Raw genomic sequence first — 15,522 nt, forward strand, 5'->3', positions numbered from 1 at the left:
ACGGAACAACAAAACCCGCCCTCCTCACCAATAACGGAACAACAAAACCCGCCCTTATTCATAAGTCCCAGGACTGGTTTTTTAGAATTATCCCCACCCAAATCCGAGATTCAGGTAGGGATAGAGATTAACTTAACTCTGAGTCGAGTCTTTGCCAAGCAATTGCCCTTTAAGAGAATCAAACTCTTGAGCCAATTCTTGGCGACTTTCAGCTTTCCAAAGATAACGGGCAATAAACCAGATTGTGTAACCAATCCCAACCAGTTCAAAAATTGGGGCTAATAAAGGAATGTCGTTAATGGCATCCAGTACAGCTAGGGTAACATACACGGTGATAAAGCCGGCTATCACTAAACCAATCAAAATGATGGCTTGTTGGTATTCGTAATAAAATGCACTGATTATCGCCGGCAGTTTGGACAGGAAGTCAAACACAGGCTGTACCCATTCCTGCCAAGCTTGATCCGTGGTTTGACCCGCAGCGGGAAGCTTGGCTTGATTATTAGGCGGGAGTTGGGCAACTGTCCCAGGTTGGTCAACATTGACATCTACTTTAGACTCTGGGCTTTTTGTAGCGTCGGCTTGAGCCGTTTTGACCTCTGGGGGATTACCCTCAGTATATTCAGATTTTTGTGGATTCGGTTCCATAGTTCCTCTACTGTGACCTCAAGTAGGACATTTTATCGTTTGTCTGAGCAGGATGGGTATAATAGGCAGAATATTAAGCTTTCGCCTATCTTACCAAAAGTTTTTCTCATGACTTCGGTGGAAGCAAAAAACTGATACTCAAACTCTGCCATACCTGGCTCATTTACCTCAATCAGCGAGAATGATCCCGCGACAATTTTTGATTTAACGGTGGGAGAATGTCAATGTTCCCCTCTTCTATTCACTCGTTACGTGAGTGGGAAAGAAGCATCCGGAAGCCAAACAGCACCCAGATCCCCGACTTCTCTAAAAAGCCGGGGATCTATACTCTTAACGACTATGGAAGGGAGGGGCAGGGGTTTGATCGCTGACTAATAGACCAACATCATCATAGAATAGATATGATACTCCTGCCTAAATAAATGTTAGAACAGGAGATGCGATCGCGTCCGGTTCTACCGATGATGTTTCACCTGTACAATAGACTTCACAGGAGTTATTGGGACTTTCAATCAGTTTAACTTTATGCAGTTTCGCTCCTAATTTTTGGATCGGTGACTGGAGCAATTGCCGAATATAGATGGCAATATTTTCTGCCGTCGGCACAACCTGGTCAAAGTAAGGGATGTCTTTGTTCAGGAAGGTATGGTCAAAGGGTTCGACGACATAATCATCGATTACCTTTTGCAAGGCTCCCAAATCGACAATCATCCCAGTACGTGGGTCAATTTCCCCTTTTACGCTTACCTCTAAATGATAATTATGTCCATGACCATTGGGACGAGCGCATTTGCCGTAGATTTCACAGTTTTGGTCATAACTGAGTTGGGGATGAGCTAGCCGATGAGCGGCGCTAAAGTGAGTCGATACGGTGAGATATGCTTCCATTCCGTTTCCTAAATAATCAGCCCAAAGTTCTGGATGTTCAAATAGCTGGATCTTGACAAGCGGCAAATAAGGTGCTAGCTTTTGCCAGATAACACGCGCAATGTTTTCGGTGGTGGGTAGGGTTTCCTGGAAGTCTAGCCAAGTATGATTCAGATAGGCATAGTCCAATTGGCTGGTGACCTCTTGCTGGATCACTTTTTTGACCTGGGATAGGTTTTGCACCATACCGTATTCGTCTAGGTCACCTTCAAGGGAAACAAATAGGACATAATTATGTCCATGACCGGGAAACTGGGCACCTCGACCGAATTTCTGCTTGTTTTGAGCTTCACTCAGTTCAGGTAACCAATAGCGATGACTGGCAGAAAACTGAGCGCGGCGGTTAATGATGCATTTCATGCGTTTTTTTAGCAAGAATCTGTAAAATTCTGTAAATTAACCTTATTTCTAGGATAAACGAATATTGGTCATTGGTCAGGGAACAGGGAACACCTCGGCTTACTTCGGCTTCGCTCAGTAACACGCTCGGTGTGTAACAGGGAATAGGGAACAGGGAATTAATAATTTAGATGCTTAAGTGCGGTTGAACCATCTAGGCAGTTAATCACATCCAATAGAGTAATTGTCCAGGGTTCCCGCGCCAGAATATAGCCGCCTTTAGACCCCCGTTGGCTACGGACTAAATTACCGCGTCTCAAGGTTGCCAGAAGTTGCTCTAAATAGCGATCGGGAATATTTTGTTGCTTGGCAATCTGCCTGATTTGTAAGGGTTCTCCCTCATTGTAATGACCCGTAAACTACCCCCCGCATAGAATGCGGGGGCTTTCGGTAGCCCTAGAACTGATCGGACAAGCCAACAATTCTGAGCCTCTGGGCTGGTTTACACTCAACCCCACTAAAGCAATCATTTTTGAGCCATTATCATCTGCATCGCCAATCCATCCACATCGGCTATTGCTGCATTGAAAAGACTTATTGCTTCTTAGTCCTATATGCAGACAGCAATGACAGGTTTGACTGGTATAAGCTGGATTAACGGCTAATACCTCAACTCCTTCTTTGATTCCCTTGTATTCAAGGAAAGTCCTTAGTTGGTAGAAAGCCCAAGAATTAGAGCGTCGGCGCTCGGTTTTATTTCTTGGTTTTTGGTTGGTTCGTTCTCGAATTCCCGTTAAATCTTCAAGGCTTACGAAGGATTGAGTTGTTTTGGCTTCAGTTATGATAGATTGTCGGCTTTTGCCCTTTCAGTTTGCCTCGATGATAATTACTAGCTCTAATTGGCGCAGTTAATCTTTTGCCCGTGGTGCTAATGCTAACCGTCCAATCTTCCTCAATAAAGCGAAACGTTCTAGCATCACAATCAAAACTGGTTGGTTTAATATATTTAACCTTTTTTCCTTTTTGCTTGGCGGTTAGACGATTAGCTGCTACTCTGGCACAAGCTCTAACTACATGATTAGCGGTTAATCTAAACTGGTCTTTTACGTCTTTGTAGCAGCAGGCTTGAATTGAGTTTCTATTGGTAAAATTTGGCTTGACATTTTGATTAATCCAATTACAAGCTGACGCAAAAATTCTCGCTGTATCAACTAACAATTGCTGCTGTTTGATATCAACTTTCACTTGCACAACTAGCGTCAGAACTTGTTTCATGCACAATTAAAATTCACTACTATGATTATACTCCGGTTTTCCGGTGGGGTTTGTTGGTTTAGATTGGGCAAGTTGAAAAACCCCGCTCAATGGCGGGGTCATATAATTAATGAATTTTCAGGCTAATTTTGCTGTTCACGGAATTGACTTAGAACGTAAACGTAGTTCTGAGTGTACCAATCACTGCATCATCGTTATCATCAATCTGGTTTGGATTCCTTAACCAAATGACACCTGGAGTAACCGAGATATTATCTGTGAGTTGGTACTTGTAGAAGGCTTCAACGTGCCAGGGTAACTCGTCATCCTCTCGTTGGAAATCCCCACTTGGAGTATCAATACTTCCAGCGTAGGGTTGTACACCGCCGAAAATTCCCAAAACGTTACCTTCCTTACCCAGGTCAGCCAAGGCTACGCCAGCACCATAAGTCCAGATTTCGCTACCGCCTCGACCGATTAGGATTGTATCTGTATAAGCACCATAGCCACTAATTGAAATTGTTTCACTCAAGCGGAATGCTGCTTGTATCCCGTAACTGTTAGTTACAGTAGGAACTCGGTCGTCGGTGTTCCCCACAAAGGAACCTGGATTATTAGCCAGTGAAGTACCAACAATACCCTCACCAAAGTTGGGAAACTCGTCTGCACCACCACCACCAATATCAAAGATGGCGCTACCAGCGTTATGGTAACCGTGGACGTAAGTCGCACCAATACCAATCCGATCACCAAGGTTGAAATTTAACTGGGCTAGTGCCGCATATTCACCGTTGAATAGACCCAAGTCATCATTTGGATTTTCTGCACCTGGACCTGCTAAGTAACCCAGAGTCAACGTACTTGGTCCCAAAACCCTCTCTAGCGGACCAGCCCCTAGGCTAATCGCCGCACCTGCGCCACCACCGATGCGATAGATAGGACTTTCGGACGCAAAGGCAGACAGCGCACCATTACCACCATCAAAGTCCTCAAAGAAAGGATTAAGGGTAGGAGCATAGTCACTATGAATCCCACCAGCGGCGGCAACGTAAACTTTTGAGCTACCAAAGTTGAAATAGTACGCTAGCCAGTCTACAACGACATCATTATCCGTGTCCCCAATATTAAAGGTCTGAGTCGCTTCAAAACCTGCACCAGTATTCAGTAGCTCTGCATTTCCGGCGGCTAGACGAGTCACCAAGCGATCCTGACCGGTGAAGCTCGTATTAAGTTCTAGACGAACCCGGTCTTGGAAGACAGTATTGTTGTCAAAGTCAGAATTAAACTCGTCGGTGAGGGCAAAAATCACTTCACCCCTTAACTTCGTCGTTGTGGAGAATTGATTATCTTCCAAGAACGCTACACGACCTTCTAGGTTATCGACTCGCGCCCCTAGCGTCGCCAGTTCCGCTTCAAATTCCTGAATCAGCCGCCGCAGGGTTACTAACTCAGTCTCATCAAAACCACCCGTACCAATCAAACGCTCAATTTGATTCAAACAAGCATTCAAACCAGCAGCAAATTCGTAACGAGTTAGCGCCCGATTGCCACGAAATGTACCATCTGGATACCCGGCAATACAGCCGTAGCGTTCGACTAGGCTACGTAGTGCTTCAAACGCCCAGTCTCCCGGAGAAACATCGCGTAGCTGACCCACACTGGTTACTTGTCCGCTGGAGTTTCCGCCTTCGCTGCTATAGTCATTGATTTGATTTAAAATCTCAGCCTCATTGGGTGCCGCCGGAACCGCTTGAGCCAAGGACGGTTTTACCTCTGGCTTCACCTCCAGACTGGCTGGATTTAACTGTTCCGGATTGACCGCAATTTCCTCTGAAACCTTAATATCAGCAACACCATCAAACTGAACTTCTGGCGTTGCTGTTTGATTGTCAGCGATAGGCAGATTGGCGCTATCGGCTGCACGTACTCCCACCGTAGATGCAACCAAGGTTACACCTAATACCGCTGGGCTAATAAGTAGAGACTTCCACAGTAATTTCGACATCTTCTGTCCTCACACCTTTACAGAAAGAATTTGATTGCCCTTCTCGCCCTATGGTACATCGTCTATTTGGCAGATGGTATTTTTTCGCTTAATTTTCAGGTTCATCTTGGAACTCTTGTCCATCTGCCAGTCAGTAAACTTTTGGCTAATAGTACCAATTATATATCTAAAATGACTGCTTGTATTACACAAACAGTCCTAGATGTCAAGCTTTTTTAACTGGTACTCAAGCCCTTGACACATCAGCGTTTCACGGCTATGGGCTTAACTTGGACAGCGTTTGAGCCATCTCAAAATCTTTAGCCGTCAAACCCCCAGCATCATGGGTAGTGAGACTAATCGTCACCTTGTTATACGAAATCGCTAAATCGGGATGATGTCCAGCCGCTTCTGCTGGTTCAACAATCTTATTGACAAACGCGATCGCTTCGACAAAATCTTTGAATTGGCAAGTTGTTTGTAACTCTTTCCCTTCAACAGTCCAGCCTGCTAATGACTTTACTTTTTCTTGAATTTCTGCGTCACTGAGTAACTCAGCCATACCTTTTCTCCCACCTTCAACCTTTAAAAAAATTCCCAAAAAACTATCCGCTCTCACGGGAAGTACCTAGATAAAATCTATAGCACTTATAGTGAGAGCGGTCTAGCGGGTCTTCTGATTGAAACCAGACTGCCGGAAGGAACTCCTTAACCAGCCCAGTTTCTCAATATATGAGTTCTCCGAAGAGAACTGAGCTAACTGTTAGAGAACAGCCCCGGCGCACAGCCGGCTAACTCCAATCAGATGACCCATAATTTTACTACTATCGCTCATGGGCATCACCTCCTTAATCCCTGTACGGTTTTTTAATCCGTTAGTTATTTGGTGTTTATTCACCTTTAATTAGAATAACACACCATTTAGATTTGGCAAGGGAGAGCCAGGAAAGTTTTTCGTCATTCGTCATTCGTCATTTGTCATTCGTCATTTGTATGTAAGTGTAATGGTTTGAGGCTTGTTTACAAAACAGGCGTGAGCGTGCCGTTTTCTTTTGTCCGACTACTTAAACCCGCCCTGACCAAGTTTTGAGTTCTGAACCATGAACCATGAACCATGAACAGAAAAAAATCCCCTACCCGAAGGCAGGGGAGCAAAGTTGATGACTAAACCCAACTTATTAGAGTGCGTTACCGCGAGGTAGAACTTCCTCAGGGAATACAAACTTCTGGTGGGGTTGATCTTGAGGAGCCAGCCAAGCCCGGACTCCTTCGTTGAGCAGAATGTTCTTGGTGTAGAATGTCTCGAATTCGGGGTCTTCTGCTGCCCGGATTTCCTGGGACACGAAGTCATACGCCCGCAGGTTTACCGCTAAGCCAATCACACCCACTGAACTCATCCACAAGCCTGTCACGGGGACAAACAGCATGAAGAAGTGCAGCCAGCGCTTGTTGGAAAAAGCAATCCCGAAAATCTGAGACCAGAAACGGTTTGCCGTCACCATGGAGTAGGTTTCTTCGGCTTGGGTGGGGTTAAACGCCCGGAAGGTGTTTGACCCTTCACCGTCTTCAAACAAGGTGTTTTCTACCGTTGCACCGTGAATGGCACACAGCAGCGCTCCACCTAAGATACCTGCCACTCCCATCATGTGGAAGGGGTTAAGTGTCCAGTTGTGGAACCCTTGGAAGAACAGCAAGAAGCGGAAGATTCCGGCGACGCCGAAGCTCGGAGCAAAGAACCAAGAGGATTGCCCCAAGGGATAGATCAAGAATACGCTGACAAATACCGCGATCGGTCCACTAAAGGCAATGGCGTTGTAGGGTCGAATGCCCACTACGCGGGAAATTTCAAATTGCCGCAGCATGAAGCCAATTAAGCCAAAGGCACCGTGCAGAGCGGTAAATGTCCAGAGTCCACCGATTTGACACCAACGGGTGAAGTCGCCTTGGGCTTCAGGTCCCCACAGTAGTAGTAGGGAATGACCGAAGGTGTCAGCGGGGGTGGAAACCGCCACAGTCAGGAAGTTACAGCCTTCCAAGTAGGAAGATGCTAAACCGTGGGTATACCAAGATGTCACAAAAGTTGTACCGGTCAACCAAGCTCCAACCGCCAAGTAGGCGCAGGGGAACAGGAGTAGACCTGACCAACCGATGAATACAAAGCGATCGCGCTTGAGCCAGTCATCGAGTGCGTCAAACCATCCTCTTTGGCTGGGAGCGCGTCCGACAGCTATTGTCATAACGTGTAGATCTCCAAGAATTTATAAGTACGAAAGAAAAGATCTCTCACTGGGTCTACTGACTCAGGCTGTGCCTAAGCAGATAAATGACCCGATTGTGAGTAAAGTTTACTTTTCTTTACGGTCTTGAACTTATATTAAAAGAAATTTTCAAATTTTGCCACTGTTATTCGTCATTCGTCATTTGTCATTTGTCATTCGTCATTCCCAATCTCCCCCATCTCCCTCATCTTCCCCATCTTCCCCATCTCCCTCATCTGTGCCAACTCCCGTCTAAGATAAGAGGGAGAGTATCGCGCTTGAGAGTAGCATGTTCACGATCGACTTAACTTTGAAAAACACACCCTTCCCCTTATCCGTGCAACGGAAGTCAGCAGAAGCGGCGGAAGAAACTTACCAGGAAATTATGCAAGCCATGAGTTCGGGTAAACCCGAGTTCATAGAACTAACCTGTGAACACCAGTCCGATAAGAAAATCGGCGTTCTCACCCAAGAGATTAGTGCGGTGATGATTTCCCAGAAATCCGGTGCTGTGGGCGCAGGGCGTACACCCGGTTTCTTTGCCTTAGCGGAAGAACAACAGTAGTTAACACATCGCCAACGTCATGGTTCAAACCGCAATTACGGTACAGGATCTATGCTTCAGTTGGTCTAGTGGAGCATCGGTTTTAGACGCTTGCTCGCTAGAAGTTCCCAAGGGTGAGTTTTGGATGCTCTTGGGGACGAATGGCAGTGGTAAATCGACGTTGCTGCGGTTGCTGGCTGGATTATTGTCACCTGATTCGGGTGAGATACAGATTGAAGGATTAATCGGATTCGTCTTCCAAAACCCTGACCATCAGCTAGTTATGCCGACTGTAGGTGCAGATGTGGCGTTTGGACTGGTGGAGGAGAAGCTTTCCATCGCACAAGTTCGCGCCCGAGTCACCGAAGCCTTAGCCGCGGTCAATCTGCTGGATTTACAACGACGCCCGATTTACGCTCTCAGTGGGGGACAAAAGCAGCGTATTGCTATTGCGGGTGCGATCGCGCGTCAGTCAGAGATCCTTTTATTGGATGAGCCAACAGCCTTGCTAGATCCCGATACTCAGTTAGATCTAGTGGCTCAAGTCCAGCGCTTGGTCAAAAGTCGTGGGTTAACCGCCCTTTGGGTGACTCATCGGTTGGAAGAGTTGAATTACTGCGACGGCGCATTTTTGCTGGAAAATGGTCGGGTGGTAGCACAGGGAGAACCGGAGCGACTCAAGCAACGGCTTCTAGGTGAGACAAAAATGTCATCATAAATTAATATAAAGAGGAGATTGAGAAAAATTAACAAAAAATATTAAATTAGCCTTGAAAGATGCCCTCTCCTCCACCCCAGGTTGTTTTACTGGTTGATGGTTATAACATCATCGGCACCGAGTCGAGTTTGACTAAGACACGCGATCGCCATGGACTATTGGCAGCACGGCAAGAATTAGTTGAGGTTTTAATTAACTATAGCGCCTTTCGCGGCTATAAAACTCAAGTCGTCTTTGATGCTCACTACCAAAAGACCGGGACTCGCCACGAAGATTTAACCCCCCATGTATCAATCTGTTATACGGATTTTGGGCAGACCGCCGATAGCTACATCGAAAAATTTTGTGCGGCTTTTCGGAGTAAGCCTAAGCCATTCAGACAACGATTAATTGTGGCGACTTCAGATCGGGCGCAACGGCTAACAGTGACCGGGTATGGAGCAGAATGGATGTCCTCGCAACAGTTAATTAGCGACGTCCATTGCACAAGTCGTGGAGTACGCCGCCAACAACGATCGCCCAAACAATCTCGCGGTCGTTTTTTAGTTCATTCTCTTGACGAGTTGGCACAGCAACGGTTATCTCAATGGCGTCAAGGTATTCGCTGATACCGGGATAAGTCGCTCCCTGTTTAATCATTAATGAATTCAATATAGTTATTTAGAGGCTGTCTCGAAAGAGGTTGTTTGGGACGCCGATAGAACTCATTGGCACAAACAATTAGGTATGAACATTACTCAAGATAATCGGATAGAACCCAAGTCGCCACAAAGACACCAGCTAATCCCGGCTATTCTCAATTCTTTAGACGACATCGTTTGGTCAGCGTCAGCCCAAACTTATAAGCTACTGTATATTAATCAAGCTGCCGAGACTATTTTGGGCAGAACCATTTGTGAACTGTATGATCAGGCAACTCTATGGCAGTTGATGATTCATCCCGATGATCGTCAGCGAGTTGAGCAGGTGTTTCAGAGTTTAGGAGAAAGCGGTAATCAAGCCTTAGAATACAGAATTGTCCGACCCAATGGAGAAGTGCGCTGGATACACAATCGCGTCTGTGCGATCGCGGATGAGACAGGTACTGTGATTCGGATTGATGGGATTGCCACCGATATCAGCAAACGTAAACAAATCGAAGCCCAACTCTGCCCCGAAAACGACCTACTCCAGGGCATCATGCAAACCAGTGTCGCCGCGATTACAGTTGTTGATACTCAAGGTAACATTATCTTTGCCAACGCGCGATCGCAGCAAGTCCTCGGTTTGACTCAATCCGAAGTAGTAGAACGCCCATACAACTCTCCCACTTGGAAGATTACTGATTTTCAAGGCGGACCTTTTCCAGAGGAACAACTGCCATTCCGACAGGTTATGGCAACAGGTCAACCCGTTTTCGATGTCCAGCACGCGATTGAATGGGCGGATGGTACACGTAAATACCTTTCCATTAATGGCGCTCCCTTAAAAGATGCCGACGGAATTATTACCCATTTTGTTTTCTCGATTAGTGATATTACTCCCCGCAAAACAGTAGAAGAACAGTTATGCCATGATGCTTTACATGATAACTTAACCAAGTTACCGAATCGTACTCTATTTATGGAGCGTGTTGATCATGCCATTAAATTAGCCAAACGAAATCAGGATTATTTATTTGCGGTTCTATTCCTGGATTTGGATCGATTTAAAGTAGTGAATGATAGCTTGGGACATGATGTCGGCGACCAACTCCTAATTGCCACCGCCCGCCAGCTAGAAAAATGTTTACGAAATACTGATACCGTTGCTCATTTAAGTGGAGATAAGTTTACGATCCTCCTAGAAGATATCAAAGATATTAAAGATGCCACTCGTGTAGCTGAGCGGATTCAGGTAATCTTAAAATCCCCCTTAAACCTGAACAATCATGAAGTGTTTACGAGTGCTAGTATTGGCATTGCCCTCAGTTCCACAGGATATGAGCGCAGCGAAGATATCTTGCGGGATGCTGATATTGCCATGTATCGGGCGAAAGAATTAGGTAAAGCCCGTCATGAAATCTTTGATAAAATTATGCATGCTCGCGCCCTACAATTATTGACATTGGAGAATGACTTGCGACGAGCATTGGAAAGGCAGGAATTTGAAGTCTATTATCAACCGATTACCTTATTAGCAACAGGTACGCTGACCGGATTTGAGGCACTGGTGCGTTGGCGACATCCAGAACGAGGTTTAGTCTTACCGATAGAGTTTATCCCAGTCGCTGAAGACACTGGACTGATTATTCCTCTGGGAGAGTGGGTACTCTATGAAGCTTGTCGTCAACTGCGGATGTGGCAAACCCAATTTCCTACACCAGAACCCTTGAAAATGAGTGTCAATTTATCGGGCAAACAGATTAAAGATCCGGATTTAATTGAGCAAATCGATCATATTTTAGCAGAGACAGGTTTAGATGGCAGTTTTTTGAAGCTAGAAATTACTGAAAGTATCTTAATGGAAAATGCTGAAACAGTCACCAAGATGCTGCTGCAATTGAGAGCCAGAAATATCCAGTTGTCAGTGGATGACTTTGGCACAGGATATTCGTCCTTAAGTTACTTACATCGCTTTCCCGTGAATACTCTTAAAATCGACCGTTCTTTTGTTAGCCAGATGAATCCCAAAAATCGTAATACTGAAATTATCAGAACTATTATTACTCTCGCTCATATTTTAAGAATGGATGTGATTGCTGAAGGTGTAGAAACTCTCGAACAATTGACTGAATTGAAACGACTAAACTGCGAGCAAGGACAAGGGTATTTATTTTCCAAACCGTTAACTAACTGTGCCGCCGGACTTTTATTATGCGGAATTCCTCAATGGTAAACTGTGGAATAGATTTTACAATTAAAAACATTGACATACACCTGATTTTGTCTTTGTGTAGGGGCGACCCGCTTGCACAAATCAACAACTGCATCCACTCAATTTGATCGGGTCGCCCTTTACTCAATCTCTGGTGTCAGCAAGTGTTTTTTAAGAGGATAGATAAAAACCTATACAAAATGGGAGCATCCCAATTTTAAACCCTTGAAATAGCGTTACTTTTGCGAATGGTGTTTCCCCAATGGGATGCTCCCGACAAAATAGCGAGCGAGACGCAAAGCCTGCGGCATGGCTTCGCTAAACGCATTACAACCGTTTCCTATTCTCTATTCCCTGTTCCCCGTTCCCTATCCTCACCACAGTAATTGTTCAGCCAGCCCTATTCGCTTAATCTAAAAAGCGGTTGAATCTCCTATCCTGATTCCACAGCAAAGGACATTCCTTGATCCACTTGTTCCTGGGTTAATGTAGTCAGTTCAGTACAAAATTCACTCACCGTTGAGCGTTCCGGTTTAACCAACATACTCTCTGTCTTAACCGCAGAATGGGAAACACGATCCAGCAGACAAACGCCAATTTCGATAATTTCGCTTTCTTGTCCCGGTGGAGGTTTTCCTTGCCAGCACGTCGCTTCGACATCAATAACCAGAATTTGGTCAATTTTTCTAGACATGGTTCTGCTGCTGCTCAGATTCCCTAACCAGGGCGGGTTGAGTAAAGTTAGAGGTTGTCTCCAAAGCGTTATCAGTCAAACCCGCCCCGACAACCTCACTTACTTTGCTCTATTATGTATGTTTGAACCTAATTCCGTCATCAACGCCCTCAAGCGCTAAGATGGGACTAATTTAATGTAACTGAAATTTGAGATTAGAGAAATTGCTATCTGAGCCACTGATTTCTACCAAATTTCCGGGTGATATATTCAAACTCGCCAATGGGTTAACCGTCATTCACCAGCATTTACCTGCAACACCTGTCGTTGTGGTTGATGTCTGGGTGAGGGCTGGAGCAATTGTCGAACCCGATGAATGGTGCGGGATGGCTCATTTTTTGGAACACATGATTTTCAAAGGGACACAGCGACTGGTTCCCGGTGCATTTGATCAGGTGATTGAACGTCATGGAGGGCTGACAAATGCGGCGACTAGCCACGATTATGCCCATTTCTTTATTACCACCGCCGCACAATACCTCGACGAAACCTTACCCCCATTAGCGGACTTACTTTTATCTCCAGCGATTCCTGAGGTCGAATTTGATCGCGAACGAGATGTTGTTCTAGAAGAAATTCGCTCCTGTTACGACAATCCCGACTGGTTAGGATTTCAGGCACTCTCAGAAATAATATACCAGTATCACCCCTATAGGCGCTCGGTTTTGGGTAGCGAAGAACAATTGAGGGCGCACAAGTCTGAGCAGATGCGACGTTTCCATGGGAGTCACTACCAACCGGAGAATATGACGGTGGTGATTATTGGCGGGGTAGAACAAGAATCAGCGCTAAATCTAGTTAATCAGTCTTTTACCGCCTTTCCGACTCCTAGCGATTGTCCCCGATTAGTAGCTGAAGCCGAACCCCCGACGACTGAGATTCGGCGTCAGGAATTGTATTTACCACGAATGGAACAAGCCCGTCTATTTATGGCTTGGGTTGGACCGGGTGTGGATCAGTTAAAAGATGCTTATGGTTTAGATTTACTTTCGGTATTATTAGCCGATGGACGCTCATCCCGGTTAGTAAGACAATTGCGGGAAGAAGAACGACTGGTTCAAAATATTGGCAGTGGTTTTTCACTCCAGCGGGATTCTAGCTTGTTTACCATCAACGCCTATCTTGATCCTGAGCATTTAGAACAAGTCGAAGCCTTGATTTGCCAGCATCTATTAGACCTACAGCATACACCGATATCCTGTGCAGAAATCCGTCGCTGTCAGCGATTATTGTGTAATGATTATGTTTTTTCTACCGAAGCCGCGGGTCAAATAGCTGGATTGTATGGATATTACCACACGATCGCGACCGCAGAATTAGCCGTAACCTATCCCGTGCAAATTCAAAGACTGACCCCAGTAGACTTGATGCACTTAGCGCAGCGTTATCTTTCTCCTTATCACTATGCCGTAACTGTTCTCAAACCCGTGAGTGAAGATTTGCTGATGGGAGAATTATTTTGAGTAGAGACGTTGCATGCAACGTCTCTACATGGTGCGTCTGTAGGGGCGGGTTTGACGACTATCGTTTCTTATCCTTACCCAGATGCAACTAAACCCACCCCGACCAAATTTTGAACTTTGAATTATCAATTATGCCTTCTAGTCTAACTGCCTCACCCCAACAGTCCATTATCCATCGCACGGTTTTAGATAATGGCATTGTCGTTATCGCTATCGAGAATTCAGCCGCTGATATTATTGCCTCTCGCCTATTTTTTCGCACGGGTAGCCAAAGAGAACCACGAGATAAGGCGGGATTAACCCATCTCCTAGCGGCTGTTTTGACCAAAGGAACCAAAGAACTGACCTCAATTGAAATCGCCGAACGAGTCGAATCAGTCGGCGCTCAACTGAATACAGATGCCGCAACGGATTACTTTTTATTATCGCTGAAAACGGTATCTTCCGACTGGCTGGATATGTTAAAGCTAGCGGGGCAGATTTTGCGATCGCCAAGTTTCCCGGAAACTGAGGTAGAATTGGAACGCTATCTAACGATTCAGGATATTCGTTCCCAAAAAGAACAACCGTTTAGCGTTGCTTTTGAGCAGTTGCGACAGGCATTATATCAGGATCACCCCTATGCTGTCTCTGTATTGGGTACAGAAGCCACGGTTTCTGAATTGTTACCGACAGATTTAAAAGACTATCATCAAACGTATTTCCGCCCGGATAACCTAGTGATTAGTGTCGCCGGTCGAATTTCACCGGAAGCCGCCGTACAGCAGATTGAACAAGTCTTTGGAGATTGGCAACCGCCCTCAACGCCTTTACCAAAGCTGACGTTACCCTTAATTACTCCTCAACCTTGCCACGTTGTCACCCCCCAGGAAACCCAACAATCGGTGGTAATGCTGGGGTATTTAGCCTCATCAGTTACTGATCCGGATTATGGGGCGCTAAAACTACTGAATACCTATCTGGGGAATGGGCTTTCTAGTCGCTTATTTGTGGAATTGCGGGAAAAGCGAGGGTTAGCCTACGATGTTTCCGCGTTTTATCCCACGCGCCAATGTGACTCCCTATTTGTCGTGTATATGGGAACCGCCCCAGAAAATACAGTAATCGCGATGGAGGGATTGCGGACAGAAGTAGAACGCCTTTGCAGCTTGAGGTTGAGTGAAGCAGAATTGCAAGCGGCTAAAAATAAACTTCTAGGTCAATATGCTTTAGGGAAACAAACTAATGCTCAACTTGCCCAAATTTATGGCTGGTATGAAACCCTAGGATTGGGAATTGAGTTTGATCTGAAGTTTCAGCAGCAGATTGCCCAAGTCACGCCAGAGATGGCACAAGTGGCGGCACAGCGTTTCTTTGGGGAACCTTATATTTCTTTAGTCGGTCCGACTGAAGCGATTAAGCAGATTGTTTGAGATCTGATATTGAGATCCCTGACTTCTCGAAGAAGTCGGGGATCTGTACTATTAATTTGACACATGTTTAAGGATAGTCACCGGACCTACGTCTTTGAGACTCTGCATTTGCTGGGAATTGCGAACCAGCAGCGCCCCCGCAAAGCCAAGTGAATTGACGGAGATGGATTCAAACTCTTCTTGCTTTCGCGGCACAATCAGCATCCATTCTCTTGTGGCTAGCAGGTTGTAGGGGGCGGATTGTTTGATGCCCTCGTGTGGCATACCTACGGCATCTAAAAGCTTGTGATAAGCGTCTAGAATGGCTTCAGGGGCAATGTCTGGGGAGTCTATCCAACTGGGATCGAATCGAGTTAGGGCATGAACAAAGGGAAAGCTGGGTATTGTACCAATGGAACCCTGGAAAT

The 15,522-nt window shown here is 45.7% G+C and carries 11 protein-coding genes and 4 pseudogenes; 6 read left to right on the forward strand and 9 right to left on the reverse strand.

Annotated features, from left to right (window positions below; genetic code table 11):
* Positions 1 to 132: 132 nt before the first annotated feature.
* From ACLFWI_RS13615 to psbD, 7 genes and pseudogenes are all read right to left on the reverse strand, one after another.
* On the reverse strand, positions 133 to 648 hold the full coding sequence (locus ACLFWI_RS13615; RefSeq protein WP_006099737.1) for a CAAD domain-containing protein: 516 nt from the start codon (positions 646 to 648) through the stop codon (positions 133 to 135).
* A 414-nt stretch (positions 649 to 1,062) separates the two neighbouring features.
* Positions 1,063 to 1,935 carry a 6-pyruvoyl trahydropterin synthase family protein gene (locus ACLFWI_RS13620; protein ID WP_446413372.1) on the reverse strand — a complete coding sequence of 291 codons (873 nt, stop codon included), beginning with the start codon at positions 1,933 to 1,935 and terminating at the stop codon, positions 1,063 to 1,065.
* 185 nt (positions 1,936 to 2,120) lie between these two features.
* Positions 2,121 to 2,324 (reverse strand): annotated as a pseudogene (locus ACLFWI_RS13625) (RrF2 family transcriptional regulator); the annotation flags it as partial.
* Between the two features lie 9 nt (positions 2,325 to 2,333).
* Positions 2,334 to 3,189, reverse strand: a pseudogene (locus ACLFWI_RS13630) (zinc ribbon domain-containing protein).
* Positions 3,190 to 3,337: 148 nt separating this feature from the next.
* Positions 3,338 to 5,173, reverse strand: coding sequence for an iron uptake porin (locus ACLFWI_RS13635; RefSeq protein ID WP_446413373.1), 1,836 nt, complete (start codon positions 5,171 to 5,173; stop codon positions 3,338 to 3,340).
* A 256-nt stretch (positions 5,174 to 5,429) separates the two neighbouring features.
* Positions 5,430 to 5,714, reverse strand: coding sequence for a 4a-hydroxytetrahydrobiopterin dehydratase (locus ACLFWI_RS13640; RefSeq protein ID WP_446410038.1), 285 nt, complete (start codon positions 5,712 to 5,714; stop codon positions 5,430 to 5,432).
* 616 nt (positions 5,715 to 6,330) lie between these two features.
* On the reverse strand, positions 6,331 to 7,389 hold the full coding sequence (psbD, locus tag ACLFWI_RS13645) for a photosystem II D2 protein (photosystem q(a) protein) (RefSeq protein ID WP_446412102.1): 1,059 nt from the start codon (positions 7,387 to 7,389) through the stop codon (positions 6,331 to 6,333).
* 310 nt (positions 7,390 to 7,699) lie between these two features.
* Between psbD and ACLFWI_RS13650 the strand changes: the two genes are divergently transcribed.
* The 4 genes from ACLFWI_RS13650 (at position 7,700) to ACLFWI_RS13665 (ending at position 11,528) form a co-directional block, all read left to right on the forward strand.
* Entirely contained in the window at positions 7,700 to 7,975 is a 276-nt protein-coding gene (locus tag ACLFWI_RS13650; protein WP_446410037.1) for a hypothetical protein, read from the forward strand.
* A 19-nt stretch (positions 7,976 to 7,994) separates the two neighbouring features.
* Complete coding sequence (locus tag ACLFWI_RS13655) at positions 7,995 to 8,672, forward strand: energy-coupling factor ABC transporter ATP-binding protein (protein ID WP_446413374.1); 678 nt, start codon at positions 7,995 to 7,997, stop codon at positions 8,670 to 8,672.
* 59 nt (positions 8,673 to 8,731) lie between these two features.
* Complete coding sequence (locus ACLFWI_RS13660; protein WP_446410035.1) at positions 8,732 to 9,280, forward strand: NYN domain-containing protein; 549 nt, start codon at positions 8,732 to 8,734, stop codon at positions 9,278 to 9,280.
* A gap of 118 nt (positions 9,281 to 9,398) precedes the next feature.
* Entirely contained in the window at positions 9,399 to 11,528 is a 2,130-nt protein-coding gene (locus tag ACLFWI_RS13665) for a putative bifunctional diguanylate cyclase/phosphodiesterase (protein ID WP_446413375.1), read from the forward strand.
* Positions 11,529 to 11,958: 430 nt separating this feature from the next.
* On the opposite strand, the pseudogene ACLFWI_RS13670 reads toward ACLFWI_RS13665, so the two are convergent.
* A pseudogene (locus ACLFWI_RS13670) lies at positions 11,959 to 12,201 on the reverse strand (exonuclease domain-containing protein); the annotation flags it as partial.
* A 203-nt stretch (positions 12,202 to 12,404) separates the two neighbouring features.
* Here ACLFWI_RS13670 and ACLFWI_RS13675 point away from each other — a divergent pair.
* Positions 12,405 to 13,703 (forward strand): M16 family metallopeptidase, encoded by a 1,299-nt coding sequence (locus ACLFWI_RS13675; protein ID WP_446413376.1) that lies wholly within the window; start codon positions 12,405 to 12,407, stop codon positions 13,701 to 13,703.
* 131 nt (positions 13,704 to 13,834) lie between these two features.
* On the forward strand, positions 13,835 to 15,115 hold the full coding sequence (locus ACLFWI_RS13680; protein WP_446413377.1) for a M16 family metallopeptidase: 1,281 nt from the start codon (positions 13,835 to 13,837) through the stop codon (positions 15,113 to 15,115).
* 51 nt (positions 15,116 to 15,166) lie between these two features.
* Here the strand turns inward: ACLFWI_RS13680 and ACLFWI_RS13685 are convergent.
* A pseudogene (locus ACLFWI_RS13685) lies at positions 15,167 to 15,522 on the reverse strand (phosphorylase); the annotation flags it as partial.

The organism is Coleofasciculus sp. (genome assembly GCF_046539235.1).
Classification (GTDB): domain Bacteria; phylum Cyanobacteriota; class Cyanobacteriia; order Cyanobacteriales; family Coleofasciculaceae; genus Coleofasciculus.

Excerpts from the sequence above, each read along its gene's own strand:
- ACLFWI_RS13615 (WP_006099737.1), bottom strand. The coding sequence starts at position 648 with ATGGAACCGAATCCACAAAAATCTGAATATACTGAGGGTAATCCCCCA.
- ACLFWI_RS13620 (WP_446413372.1), bottom strand. The coding sequence starts at position 1,935 with ATGAAATGCATCATTAACCGCCGCGCTCAGTTTTCTGCCAGTCATCGC.
- ACLFWI_RS13635 (WP_446413373.1), bottom strand. The coding sequence starts at position 5,173 with ATGTCGAAATTACTGTGGAAGTCTCTACTTATTAGCCCAGCGGTATTA.
- ACLFWI_RS13640 (WP_446410038.1), bottom strand. The coding sequence starts at position 5,714 with ATGGCTGAGTTACTCAGTGACGCAGAAATTCAAGAAAAAGTAAAGTCA.
- psbD (WP_446412102.1), bottom strand. The coding sequence starts at position 7,389 with ATGACAATAGCTGTCGGACGCGCTCCCAGCCAAAGAGGATGGTTTGAC.
- ACLFWI_RS13650 (WP_446410037.1), top strand. The coding sequence starts at position 7,700 with ATGTTCACGATCGACTTAACTTTGAAAAACACACCCTTCCCCTTATCC.
- ACLFWI_RS13655 (WP_446413374.1), top strand. The coding sequence starts at position 7,995 with ATGGTTCAAACCGCAATTACGGTACAGGATCTATGCTTCAGTTGGTCT.
- ACLFWI_RS13660 (WP_446410035.1), top strand. The coding sequence starts at position 8,732 with ATGCCCTCTCCTCCACCCCAGGTTGTTTTACTGGTTGATGGTTATAAC.
- ACLFWI_RS13665 (WP_446413375.1), top strand. The coding sequence starts at position 9,399 with ATGAACATTACTCAAGATAATCGGATAGAACCCAAGTCGCCACAAAGA.
- ACLFWI_RS13680 (WP_446413377.1), top strand. The coding sequence starts at position 13,835 with ATGCCTTCTAGTCTAACTGCCTCACCCCAACAGTCCATTATCCATCGC.